The following is an 11,417-nucleotide window of genomic DNA, read 5'->3' on the forward strand; positions in this document are numbered from 1 at the left end:
GAGCGGACGGGCATCACGTCAGCGTCGGTCGTGCAGCGTCACGTGGTACCCGTCCGGGTCGGCGAACGTGAACGTGCGTCCGAAGGGACCGTCGAACGGCGCCGTGACGATCGTGTGCCCATCGGTGACGAGTGCGTCGTGCACCTCCTGGACGTCGGTGGCGTGGAACCAGAGCGCGACGCCCAGGGCCGGCTGACCGGCGGCGAGGTCGGTGCCGGGCACGAGGTCGCGCAGGGCGAACGCGATCGGCTCGGTCTGGAAGACCACGGCGTGCGGCGGTCCGGCGGGCGAGCGGACGAGTCCGAGGTACCGCTCGTAGAACGCCTGCGAGGCGGTGAGGTCGCTGACCTGCAGCGAGGTGAAGTCGATCCCGGTGGCGGACATGGCGTGCTCCTGTCTGTGTGTCAGGCTCCTGACACGGAGCAACCTATGTCAGACTTCTGACATGCGTCAAGACCGCATCGACCTCGACAGCTCCGTCGGGTACGTCCTCAAGGAGGCAGCGAGTGCCCTGCGCGCCGCCATGGAGGACGCGCTCCGCCCGTTCGGGATGACCGTCACGCACTACTCGTGCCTCGAGCTCCTGGCGCAGCGCCCCGGGCTGTCCAACTCGGAGCTCGCCCGCGGCACGTTCGTCACCCGGCAGTCGATGAACACGCTCCTGCAGCAGCTCGAACGCGACGGGATCGTCAGCAGACCGTCCGCCCCGACGACGGGCAAGGTGCTCCCCACCACGCTCACGGCGGCGGGACGGCGTCAGCGCGAGCAGGCGAGCGCCGCTGTGCGCGAGGTCGAGCTGCGGATGACCCGCGGCCTCGACGACGAGGGCCGCGCAGCGGCCTTCCGCCTGCTCCGCAGCATGGTCGCCGCCCTGCGTGACGAGCCGTCCGCGGACGCGACCGACTGACGGACGGGAGGCGCGGGGCAGGTCTGCACCGCGCCTCCCGTCCGTCGGACGGCGGCCCCGCAACCGGCGCTGGCTAGGATGATCCGGTGATCGATCTGCAGCTCCTGCGCGACAACCCTGACGTCATCAAGGCCTCGCAGGAGGCGCGCGGCGCCTCCGTCTCCGTCGTCGACGACGCCGTGGCCGCGGACGCGGCCCGACGCGCTGCGATCACGTCGTTCGAGGCGCTCCGTGCCGAGCAGAACGCCTTCGGCAAGACCGTCGCGAAGGCCCCGAAGGACGAGAAGCCCGCGCTCGTGCAGCAGGCGCAGGCGCTCGCCGCGAAGGTGAAGGACGCCCAGGCCGAGGTGACCGCGGCCGAGGAGACCTTCGACCGCGTCGTCCGCGCGATCCCGAACGTCGTGCTGCCCGACGTGCCGAAGGGCGGCGAGGACGACTTCGTCACGCTCCGCACCGTGGGCACCAAGCCCGAGTTCGACTTCGAGCCGAAGGACCACGCCGACCTCGGCGAGCACCTCGGCATCATCGACATCCCGCGGGGTGTCAAGGTCTCCGGGTCGCGCTTCTACTTCCTCCGTGGCCTGGGTGCCCGGCTCGAGATCGCGCTCATGAACCTCGGCCTCGACCGCGCCGTCGAGCACGGGTTCGAGCCGCTCATCACCCCGACGCTCGTGCGTCCGGAGACGATGGCGGGCACCGGCTTCCTCGGCGAGCACGCTGCCGAGGTCTACCGGCTCGAGGCCGACGACCTGTACCTGACCGGCACGAGCGAGGTCGCCCTCGCCGGGTTCCACGCCGCCGAGATCCTGTCCTTCGACGACTCGGGTGACCCGATCCGCTACGCCGGCTGGTCGACCTGCTACCGACGCGAGGCCGGATCGGCGGGCAAGGACAACCGCGGCATCCTCCGCGTGCACCAGTTCAACAAGCTCGAGATGTTCTCGTACGTGCTCCCCGAGCAGGCCGAGGCGGAGCACCAGCGCCTCGTCGCCATGCAGGAGTCGATGATGCAGGACCTCGGGCTGCACTACCGCGTCATCGACGTCGCCGGCGGCGACCTCGGCACGAGCGCCGCACGCAAGTACGACATCGAGGCCTGGGTCCCGACGCAGGGCACCTTCCGCGAGCTGACGTCGACCTCGAACTGCACCACGTTCCAGGCCCGTCGCCTGGACACCCGGTACCGCACCGAGAGCGGCAAGACCGCCCCGGTGGCGACCCTCAACGGCACGCTCGCCACGACGCGCTGGATCGTCGCGATCCTCGAGACGCACCAGCAGGCCGACGGGTCGGTGGTCGTGCCCGAGGTCCTGCGGCCGTACCTGGGCGGCGTCGAGGTCATCGAGCCCCGATGAGCGCGCACGAGCGGTTCGTCGAGGGATCGGCGCAGGGCGGCGGGTCGGGCTCGACCGGTCCGACTGGCGCGCCCGCACGCACGAAGCGGTGGCTCGTCGCGCTCGACGTCGACGGCACCACGATGCGCGAGGACGGGGTCATCACCGAGACCGTGGTCGAGGCGGTCCGTGACGCTGAGGCCGCCGGGCACGAGGTCATGCTCTCCACCGGCCGCAGCGAGGGCATGACCGTCCCGCTGCTGGCGACGCTGGGCATCCGGCCGAAGTACCTCGTCTGCGCCAACGGTGCGCTCACCCTCGCACGCCGAGAGGACGGGTCCTACGAGCGCGTGCACGTCGAGCGCTTCGACCCGACCGAGGTCCTGCAGACCATCCACGGCGCGCTCGCCAACGCCGCGTTCGGCGTCGAGGACGAGACCGGCCACTTCCTGCTGTCCGGGAACTTCCCCGACGACACCATGACCGTCGCCGGCGAGCACGTGCCGTTCGAGCGGCTGCTCGGCGTCGAGGCCACCCGTGTCGTCGTCATCTCGCCGGGCCACGACACCGAGGACTTCCTGCAGGTCGTCGAGCGCATGGGCCTGCACAAGGTGTCGTACTCGGTCGGCTGGACGTCCTGGCTCGACATCGCTCCCGAGGGCGTGACGAAGGCCACCGCAATGGAGCGCGTGCGCGAGTGGCTCGACATCCCACGCTCGCGGGTGCTCGCCGCGGGCGACGGCCGGAACGACATCGACATGCTGCGGTGGGCGTCGACCTCCGGCCGCGGCGTCGTCATGGGGCAGGCCCCGGAGGACGTCGTCGAGGCCGGCAACGAGCTGACCGGCGGGGTCACCGACGACGGCCTGGCGGCCGCGCTCGGCACGCTCCCGCGCTGACGGCCGGGAGGCCCGGTAGACTTCCCGGGACGCGGTCACGTCTCGCCACGTGGTCGCGTCATGGAGGGTTGTCCGAGCGGCCGATGGAGCCTGTCTTGAAAACAGGTGGGCAGCAATGTCTCGTGGGTTCGAATCCCACACCCTCCGCACCATGAGCGCCGGCACCCGAATCCGCCTGGTCGACCTCGCGGACGCCGCCGAGCTCGCCGCGGTCGTCAGCGCCAGCGCCGACCACCTGCGGCCGTGGGAGCCGACGCGTCCGCCCGCGTACTTCACCGAGGCGGGGCAGCGCGCCACGCTCGGTGCCGCGTTGGCGTCGGCGGCGACCGGCGCGTCGGTGCCCTTCGTCATCGTGGGGGACGACGACGAGATGCTCGGGCGGATCACCCTGAGCGGGGTGGCCCGCGGCGCGTTGCAGTCCTGTGCGCTCGGCTACTGGGTGCGCGGCGACCGCACCCGCCAGGGGCACGCCACCAGGGCCGTCGGGCTCGCGGTGGAGCACGCGTTCCGGGAGCTCGGGCTGCACCGGGTGCAGGCGGAGACCCTGCCCGAGAACACCGCGTCACAGCGAGCGCTCGAGCGCAACGGCTTCGCGCGCTACGGCTTCGCGCCGCGGTACATCCGCATCGCGGGCGAGTGGCGCGACCACGTCATGTTCCAGGTGCTCACGCCCGAAGCCTGAACGGGTTCAGGGGCGGGCGCCGAGGGCGGCGAGCTCCGCGCGGGTGCGGGCCCCGTGCTTCCGGAGCAGGTTCGCCACGTGGTACTTCACCGTGTTCGGGCTGATGCCGAGACCCTCGGCGATCTCCCGGTTGCCGACGCCGGTCACCACGAGCCGCAGCACGTCGCGCTCCCGCTCGGTCAGCCCGGTGTCCTCGGGCAGGTCCACCGCTCCGGGCGCGGGGTCGAGGGGCAGCGAGATGTCGAGCGTCGATCCCCACCCCGGTGTGGAGTCGACGTGCATCGTGCCGTCGAGGGCGACGACACGTTCGGCGATCGGCCGGACAGCGTCGTCGTGGGTGTCGAGGGTGCCGGCGCCGTCGTCCCGCAGCTGCATGAGCAGGTTGCGCCCGTCGCAGTCCCACTGGATCCGGACCCGGCGGGCGGCGCCGTCGTCCACCAGGGCGAGCACGGCCGTGCGGACGATCGCCCGGGCGCTGTGCGCGACGTCCCCGGGCAGTGCCCTGCCGGTCGCCGGCGGCTCGACGAACTGCACGTCGAGGTCCCCGAACCGGACGAGCGGGCGGAGGTCGGCGCGGAGCCGTGAGAACGCGCCCGTGACGGGCTCGAGCAGGGTGTCCCGCTGGCGGTCGGTCACGGTGCGGAGCTCGACGAGTGCTGCCGAGGCGATCTCCACCGCCTCGGCGCGGGCGGCGGCGTCCGACAAGCGGGTGGACCGCAGCGCGGCGAGCACCGACTCGAGCGTCAGGGCGTGGCGGTCCGCCTGCTCTGCGACGGTCCGGGCGTGCTCCGACGCAGCGATCCGGCTGGCTGGTTCGTCCGCTCCCGTTCCCACGGTGACCGAACCTACCCGTCCCACCCGGACGGATGGTCCCACCCGATCGGGCGGGAAGACCGCCTGGGTGGGCAGCGGCGCGCGCGGCGAGGCACGAGGAGCATCGTCGTCATGGCCACCACGACGACCGCTGACACCCTCGAGCTGATCGGCGACGAGCTCCAGGACCTGATCGCGACCGTCCGCGGTGCCGACCAGGCGCCGTTCGAGCGTGCCCTCGACCTGATGTCCGGTGCCGAGCGCGTCTTCGTGCACGGTGCCGGTCGATCGGGTCTCGCGCTCCGGATGACCGCGATGCGCCTCATGCACCTCGGGCTCGACGTGCACGTCGTCGGCGAGGTCACGACCCCCGCGATCCGGCAGGGCGACCTGCTGCTCGTCGCGAGCGGCTCGGGCACGACGGGCGGCATCGTGCAGGCTGCCCGGACCGCGTCCGAGGTCGGCGCGCAGGTGCTCGCCGTGAGCACGACGGACGACTCCCCGCTGTCCGAGCTCGCGGACGCGACCCTCGTGCTCCCCGCTGCGACCAAGACGGACCGCTCGGGCACGGCCTCGGCACAGTACGCCGGCAGCCTGTTCGAGCAGGGCGTCGCGCTGCTCGGGGACGCCCTGTTCCACGCGCTCTGGCAGCGCAGCGGCCACTCCGCCGACGACCTGTGGCCGCGGCACGCGAACCTCGAGTGACGCCGAGCGAGACGGCCATCGAGACCCCCACGAACCACCACCGGAAGGACACCACCATGCAGCTCCAGTTCGCCATGGACACCCTGACCACCGAGGACGCCCTCGAGCTCGCCGGCAAGGCCGCGCCGTACGTCGACGTCATCGAGCTCGGCACCCCGCTGATCAAGAGCGCGGGCCTCTCCGCGATCACCGCGATCAAGGAGGCGCACCCGGACAAGGTCGTCTTCGCCGACCTCAAGACGATGGACGCCGGCGAGCTCGAGGCCGACATCGCGTTCTCCGCCGGCGCCGACCTGGTGACCGTGCTCGGCGTCGCCGGTGACTCCACCATCGCCGGTGCGGTCAAGGCCGCGAAGGCCCACGGCAAGGGCATCGTCGTCGACCTGATCGGCGTGCCGGACAAGGTCGCCCGCGCGAAGGAGGTCGTCGCGCTCGGCGCCGACTTCGTCGAGATGCACGCCGGCCTCGACGAGCAGGCCGAGGAGGGCTTCACGTTCGAGACGCTCCTGCGCGACGGCGAGGCCTCCGGCGTGCCGTTCTCGGTCGCCGGCGGGATCACCACCGACACGATCGAGGCCGTGCAGGCATCCGGTGCCCGCATCGCGGTCGCCGGCAGCGCGATCTACAGCGCCGACGACGTGGCCGCTGCTGCGTCCGCACTGCGCGACGCGATCTCGGAGCCGGCCTCCGCCTGATCCGCACCACGCGACGGCCGGGAGGCGCGGTGCCAGCCGGCACCGCGCCTCCCGGCCGTCACCGGGTGCGGCGACCGAACGTGGTGACCAGTGCGTCGACGAGCAGGAACCCGAGCAGGGTGACCCCGACGACGGGCAGCAGCAGCGCGAGGCCGACGGCGACGACGACCACCGCAGCGGTGCCCCACCGGGGTGCGCGCGCCAGCGCACCGGACGCCGGAGCGCGACCGACGCGCGCACCGGGCGCCCGCCGCTGCCACCACATGACGTACCCGAACACGACCATCGCCGCGATCCCGAGCGCCGCCAGGAGCAGCACGGCCTGGTTCGCCAGCCCGAACAGCGCCCCCATGTGCGCGTTGATGCCGAGCTTGGCGGCCTTCGCCATGAGCGGGTAGTCGGCCCAGGTGACCTCGGACACCGCGGTCATCGTGCTCGGATCGACCGCGACGGCGTTCATCGCGACCGGCCAGCTGAGCTTGATCTCCTCGACGATCCAGGCCGTGTCGGCCGTCGCCGGTGGGCGGATCCGGACCTCGGCCGCGTGCAGATCGGAGTCGCGCGCGACGGCCAGGACCTCGTCGAACTGCTCCGGCGTCGTCGTCGCGGAGCCTGACGTCATCGAGCCGCCGCCGTGGTGCCCCGCGTGCTCGCCGCTCGACGTCGACGATGAGCCGTCGAGCGCGGTGTCGACCGTCGGGGCCTGCCAGCTGAGCGCCGACCGGAGCGCCGTGACGTTGTCGCCCGCGAAGTGCGACCACGTGATGCCGGTCGCGGACAGGAACAGCGCGCCGAGCAGTACCCACGCGCCGGTCGCGGCGTGCCACGAGAACGTGCGTCGGTACCCGGTCACGCGGTTGTCCGGCAGCACGAGGTCGCGCCCGCGTCGTGCCCGGCGGAGGCGGAACGCCCACAGCCCGATGCCGGCGAGCGACACGATGCCGAGCCACGAGGCAGCCGTCTCGCTGTAGAGCCGTCCGACGTCGCCGAGGAGCAGGCTGCGGTGCACGGTGCTGATCCAGGTGCGGAAGGGGAGTGAGCCCGACGTGCCGTACACCGGCAGGTCGCCGCGCACCGCGGCGTCACCGGGATCGACGAACACCGCACGGGTCTGGGACTCGAGGAGGCCCTCCTCGGTGAACATCACGCGCGTCGTGGTGCCGGGCGAAGGAGCCGGGCGGACCTCGGCGACGGTGTCGTCCGGGTGGTGCTCGGCGACGTAGCGCTCGGCGGCTGCGACCTGGTCGGCGAGGGGGAGTGCCGCTGCGGACGAGGGCGCCGTCAACTCGTGCCGGTACAGGCCCTGCTCGATCGTCGGCGCGAGCGCGTACAGGGCACCGGAGAGCGCGGCGACCAGGATGAACGGGCCGACGAACAGCCCGGCGGTGAAGTGCAGGCGGAGCAGGAGCTGGGTGAACCAGCCCCGTGACGGCGGCGTGGCGGTGCTGGGCATCGGGGCACGGGTCCTGTCGTCGACGGTCGGGCGCGACACCGTGCCGCACGACCCCCGACTCTACAAGATGTAGAGGGCGGTGTCCGCGCCGACCTGAACGGCGTGTCCGTCCGCGGACCGCACTTCCTCGCGGTGTGCGGACGACCGCGTTGACCCCGTTCGGGGGCAGGACCGAGACTGGCGACGATGACGCAACTCACCTCACTCGTGTACATGTCCGTCGCCGTCGACGAGATGACCGACGACCAACTGGTCGCGATGCTCCGCGAGGCCCGCCTGCGCAACGACGCGCTCGGGGTCTCGGGTCTGCTGCTCGCCAAGGGTGGTCGCTTCATGCAGGTGCTCGAAGGACCGGCGTGGAGCGTCGAGGACCGCTACGCCGCCATCGAGCGCGACCCGCGGCACCGCGACGTGAAGTCGCTCTCCCGCGAGGACATCGGCGAACGCCGCTTCGACGGCTGGTCGATGGCGTTCGGCAACCCCTCGGACGACGAGGTCCGCGAGGAGCCCGGCTTCAGCACCTTCCTCACCGAGCGCTCCGGCCTGCCGAGCGGCCTCACCGGGTCGCCGGCCGACTGGCTGCTCCGCTGGTTCCGCGGACGCGACCTGCAGGACGTCCCCGAGGAGCGGATGACCCTGGCCCGTCACGCCGCGTAGCGACGAGGCGGGACCACCCTCGGACTGGAGGCACGGTGCAGGTCCGCACCGTGCCTCCCGTCCGTGACACTGGTCACGTGGGGAAACGTGAGCAGATCCTGGTGGCCGCGGCGGAGGAGTTCGACCGGGTGGGTTTCGCCGCCACGTCGATCGCCGCCGTTGCGCGGCGCGCCCACGTGGCGCAGGGGACGCTGCACTTCCACTTCCCGACGAAGCTGGCGCTCGCCCTCGGCGTGATCGACGAACAGAACGCGCGGACGTTCGCCGAGGTGAGCCACGACGCTGCGTCGCCGACGGCCGCGTTGATCCGTGCCTCGAAGCAGATCGCGGACCTGCTCCGCACCGACCCGATCGTGCGCGCCGGCATCCGGCTGTCGCTCGAGCGCGGCGAGTTCTCGGGGGCGACGTCGTCGTTCTACGAGCAGTGGATCGGCGGGATCGTGGACGTGTTCCGGCTCGCCCTCGGCAGCGGCGAACTCCGCACGGACCTGACGGCCGAGGAGCTCGGCGGATCGGTCGTGCCGTACTTCACGGGTGTCCAGCTCGTCGCGGAGGTCCGGAGCGGGCGAGCCGACCTCGACCCGGCGGTCGCCGTGATGTGGCGGATGGTCGTGCACGCGACCGCGGCACCGGCCCACCGCGCCCAGCTGCTCGGGGTGGTCGCGGACACCTTCGGCACGACAGACTGAGCGGGGCCAGGTCAGCGGTCGGTGAGCTCCCGGTCGCGGAACCACTTGAGCAGCCACGCGGCGCTCGTCCGGTCGAACTCCGGCGCGAAGTCCATCGTGCCCGACAGGAACGGGCTGAAGCCCTCCTCCGTCGCGACGTCGGCGTCGTCGAGCGACCGGTAGGCCATCGACCAGCCGTCGAACCGGCGGCGCTCGATGTCCTCGCGGACCAGCGACTTGACCTCACTGTGCCGGGGGTCGCGGGCGATCGCTCCGAACCGGTCGTCCACGCTCCACGCCGGTCCCTCGAGCAGCTGCATGAAGCGGCCGCCCTTCGCCACGAGCAGGCCGGACACACCGAGCGCCTCGTTGCGGAGACGTGCCTCGCGGAGGAGCTCGGCCAGCGCGGCGTCGTCGAAGGGGACGGTGGACCGGCTCATGTAGACGATGGAGACGAGCACCGCTCCATCTTCGTGCATGGCGGGAGTCGCGCCGACCGCTGTCCACCATCCGCTTCGCGCGCCCCGGACCCCAGTGCCTAGGATCGAGCGCATGGCGACCGTCCTCCTCGTCCGGCACGGGCGCACCACCGCGAACGCGACCGGGATCCTCGCTGGCCGCACGGCCGGGGTCGCCCTCGACCGGGTCGGCCGCCAGCAGGCGGACCGAGCGGCGGAGCGGATCGCCCCGATCCCGCTCGCCGCACTCGTGACGAGTCCGCTCGAGCGGTGCCGACAGACCGCACGCGCCCTCCTCGCGCGGCAGCAGGGCTCGCCCGAGGTCCGCGTGGAGCGGGCGATCACCGAGGCCGACTACGGCGACTGGCAGGGCCGGAAGCTCGCGGACCTGGCGAAGGAGCCCCTGTGGCGCACCGTGCAGGCGAACCCGAGCGCCGTCGTCTTCCCCGGCGGTGAGTCCATGCAGACGATGCAGTCCCGCGCCGTCGCCGCGATCCGGCGCATCGACGCCGAGGTCGAGGCCGCGCACGGTCCGACGGCCGTCTGGGTCGCGGTGAGCCACGGCGACATCGTCAAGTCCGTGCTCGCCGACGCGCTCGGCATGCACCTCGACCTGTTCCAGCGGATCGCCGTCGGACCGGCGTCGGTGTCCGTCGTGCGCTACGGCGAGCACCGGCCCGAGGTGGTCGCGACGAACACCGACTCCGGTGACCTGTCCTGGTTGGCCGCCGCGCCCGCGCCCACGGGCGACGCAGCCGTCGGCGGGGGAGCCGGTCACGACCCGGGGACTGCTCGTCCCTGAACGGACGGAGCCGACCGCTCCTACAATCGGGGCATGCCCACCATCGTGCACGGCTTCGACTGGCCGGAACGTCTCGTCGTCGGGACGGTCGGCCGCCCGGGCGAGCGCGCCTTCTACCTGCAGGCGCGCGACGGCAAGCGGGTGACCAGCGTCGCCCTCGAGAAGGAGCAGTCCGCGGTCCTGGCCGACAAGGTGGCCGAACTCCTCGACGAGGTCGCGACCGTCGACGACAACCGGTTCAGCGTCCCGCCGACGGTGCCGTCGGAACTCCGCGACGCGGCCCCGCTCGACCAGCCGGTGGAACCGGAGTTCCGCGCCGGGGCGCTCAGCCTCGGCTTCGACCCGGCGACGGCGCAGGTGGTCATCGAGGCGTACCCGATCGAGGACGAGCTCGAGATCGTCACCGAGACGAGTGAGGACGGTGAGGAGGTCGAGGCGGTGGTCGAGATCCCCGAGCCCGCCGAGGTCTTCCAGGTGAAGATCCCGGTCGGCAGCGCGCGGGCCTTCGTCGAACGCACGCGCGAGGTCGTCGCCGCGGGGCGGCGCCCCGGCGACGCATGAGCGACGGCGCACCGCAGCACGACGGCGCCCTGACCATCCGGGCGCGCATCCGCGAGGCCTCGAACGCCACCTTCCTGGCCGACCTCGACGGAGCGTCGGTCGTCTACAAGCCGATCGACGGGGAGCGTCCGCTCTGGGACTTCCCGGACGGCACGCTCGCCGGCCGCGAGGTCGCCGCGCACCTGGTCTCCGAGGCCTTCGGGTGGGGCATCGTGCCGCCCACGTGGCTCGGCGACGGTCCGTTCGGCCCCGGGATGGTCCAGCGCTGGCAGGACGTCGACCCCGGCCAGGACGCCGTCGACCTGGTGCCCACCGACAAGGCTGAGGCCGAGGGCACGCCCTGGCTCCCCGTGCTCGAGGCGATCGACGAACACGACCGGCCGGTCACGCTCGTGCACGAGGACACCGCGGCGCTCCGGCGGATGGCCGTGTTCGACGTCGTCGTGAACAACGCCGACCGCAAGGGCGGGCACGTGCTCGCGATGCCGGACGGGCACCGGTACGGCGTCGACCACGGCCTGACGTTCCACGTCGAGCACAAGCTCCGCACGGTGCTGTGGGGCTGGATCGGCGAGCCCCTCGACCCCGACGAGCTCGAGGGCCTCGACCGGGTGTCCGAGGCGCTCCGGGGCGACCTCGGGGTGGCGCTCACGGAGCACCTCACCGTCGGCGAGATCGACAACCTCCGGGCGCGCTGCGCCGCGCTCCGGGCGGTCGGGATGTTCCCGCCCCCGCCCGGCCACGGCCCCGCCGTGCCCTGGCCCCTCTTCTGACGGTCCTGCC

At 72.5% G+C, this 11,417-nt stretch carries 15 protein-coding genes and 1 tRNA gene; 12 read left to right on the forward strand and 4 right to left on the reverse strand.

The genetic code is table 11. The features are described from left to right. Window positions 1-18: 18 nt before the first annotated feature. Window positions 19-384, reverse strand: a complete 366-nt coding sequence (locus DEJ23_RS05230; protein ID WP_111239197.1) for a VOC family protein — start codon at window positions 382-384, stop codon at window positions 19-21. Window positions 385-445: 61 nt separating this feature from the next. Here DEJ23_RS05230 and DEJ23_RS05235 point away from each other — a divergent pair, with 61 nt between their 5' ends. The 5 genes from DEJ23_RS05235 to DEJ23_RS05255 all read left to right on the forward strand — a co-directional run bounded on the left by DEJ23_RS05235 (window position 446) and on the right by DEJ23_RS05255 (window position 3,822). Further along, on the forward strand, window positions 446-907 hold the full coding sequence (locus DEJ23_RS05235) for a MarR family winged helix-turn-helix transcriptional regulator (RefSeq protein WP_111239198.1): 462 nt from the start codon (window positions 446-448) through the stop codon (window positions 905-907). Window positions 908-993: 86 nt separating this feature from the next. Then, window positions 994-2,262 carry a serine--tRNA ligase gene (serS, locus tag DEJ23_RS05240; RefSeq protein ID WP_111239199.1) on the forward strand — a complete coding sequence of 423 codons (1,269 nt, stop codon included), beginning with the start codon at window positions 994-996 and terminating at the stop codon, window positions 2,260-2,262. Continuing rightward, the gene (locus DEJ23_RS05245) at window positions 2,259-3,140 is read left to right on the forward strand and encodes an HAD family hydrolase (protein ID WP_111239200.1); all 882 of its coding nucleotides are present in this window, start codon (window positions 2,259-2,261) and stop codon (window positions 3,138-3,140) included. The genes serS and DEJ23_RS05245 overlap by 4 nt, the downstream gene beginning before the upstream one ends. A 62-nt stretch (window positions 3,141-3,202) precedes the next feature. Then, window positions 3,203-3,287, forward strand: a tRNA-Ser gene (locus DEJ23_RS05250). 4 nt (window positions 3,288-3,291) lie between these two features. Continuing rightward, entirely contained in the window at window positions 3,292-3,822 is a 531-nt protein-coding gene (locus DEJ23_RS05255) for a GNAT family N-acetyltransferase (RefSeq protein ID WP_111239309.1), read from the forward strand. A 6-nt stretch (window positions 3,823-3,828) separates the two neighbouring features. On the opposite strand, the gene DEJ23_RS05260 is transcribed toward DEJ23_RS05255, so the two are convergent. After that, window positions 3,829-4,656, reverse strand: coding sequence for a LuxR C-terminal-related transcriptional regulator (locus DEJ23_RS05260; protein ID WP_111239201.1), 828 nt, complete (start codon window positions 4,654-4,656; stop codon window positions 3,829-3,831). A 111-nt stretch (window positions 4,657-4,767) separates the two neighbouring features. Here DEJ23_RS05260 and hxlB point away from each other — a divergent pair, with 111 nt between their 5' ends. Both hxlB and hxlA read left to right on the forward strand, forming a co-directional pair. Next, entirely contained in the window at window positions 4,768-5,340 is a 573-nt protein-coding gene (gene hxlB / locus DEJ23_RS05265) for a 6-phospho-3-hexuloisomerase (RefSeq protein ID WP_111239202.1), read from the forward strand. 56 nt (window positions 5,341-5,396) lie between these two features. Next, window positions 5,397-6,035, forward strand: a complete 639-nt coding sequence (gene hxlA / locus DEJ23_RS05270; protein WP_111239310.1) for a 3-hexulose-6-phosphate synthase — start codon at window positions 5,397-5,399, stop codon at window positions 6,033-6,035. 58 nt (window positions 6,036-6,093) lie between these two features. Here hxlA and DEJ23_RS05275 read toward each other — a convergent pair whose 3' ends face one another. Beyond that, complete coding sequence (locus tag DEJ23_RS05275) at window positions 6,094-7,488, reverse strand: PepSY domain-containing protein (RefSeq protein WP_111239203.1); 1,395 nt, start codon at window positions 7,486-7,488, stop codon at window positions 6,094-6,096. 186 nt (window positions 7,489-7,674) lie between these two features. Between DEJ23_RS05275 and DEJ23_RS05280 the strand changes: the two genes are divergently transcribed. Together DEJ23_RS05280 and DEJ23_RS15625 are read left to right on the forward strand one after the other, a co-directional pair. Beyond that, a complete protein-coding gene (locus DEJ23_RS05280) occupies window positions 7,675-8,145 on the forward strand; it encodes a BLUF domain-containing protein (protein WP_111239204.1) in 471 nt (156 codons plus the stop codon). Between the two features lie 77 nt (window positions 8,146-8,222). Next, on the forward strand, window positions 8,223-8,834 hold the full coding sequence (locus DEJ23_RS15625) for a ScbR family autoregulator-binding transcription factor (RefSeq protein ID WP_181429125.1): 612 nt from the start codon (window positions 8,223-8,225) through the stop codon (window positions 8,832-8,834). A gap of 11 nt (window positions 8,835-8,845) precedes the next feature. On the opposite strand, the gene DEJ23_RS05295 is transcribed toward DEJ23_RS15625, so the two are convergent. After that, entirely contained in the window at window positions 8,846-9,292 is a 447-nt protein-coding gene (locus tag DEJ23_RS05295; RefSeq protein WP_181429126.1) for a BLUF domain-containing protein, read from the reverse strand. A gap of 73 nt (window positions 9,293-9,365) precedes the next feature. Here DEJ23_RS05295 and DEJ23_RS05300 point away from each other — a divergent pair, with 73 nt between their 5' ends. From DEJ23_RS05300 to DEJ23_RS05310, 3 genes are read left to right on the forward strand one after another with little or no spacing between them, the layout of a single operon-like run. Further along, window positions 9,366-10,073: an MSMEG_4193 family putative phosphomutase gene (locus DEJ23_RS05300; protein WP_111239207.1), complete on the forward strand. Its 708-nt coding sequence runs from the start codon at window positions 9,366-9,368 to the stop codon at window positions 10,071-10,073. Window positions 10,074-10,106: 33 nt separating this feature from the next. After that, window positions 10,107-10,634: a DUF3090 domain-containing protein gene (locus tag DEJ23_RS05305; RefSeq protein ID WP_111239208.1), complete on the forward strand. Its 528-nt coding sequence runs from the start codon at window positions 10,107-10,109 to the stop codon at window positions 10,632-10,634. After that, window positions 10,631-11,407 (forward strand): SCO1664 family protein, encoded by a 777-nt coding sequence (locus DEJ23_RS05310; RefSeq protein ID WP_111239209.1) that lies wholly within the window; start codon window positions 10,631-10,633, stop codon window positions 11,405-11,407. The genes DEJ23_RS05305 and DEJ23_RS05310 overlap by 4 nt, the downstream gene beginning before the upstream one ends. Window positions 11,408-11,417: the final 10 nt, after the last annotated feature.

Origin of the sequence: Curtobacterium sp. MCSS17_008 (assembly GCF_003234185.1) — a bacterium.
GTDB lineage: Bacteria > Actinomycetota > Actinomycetes > Actinomycetales > Microbacteriaceae > Curtobacterium.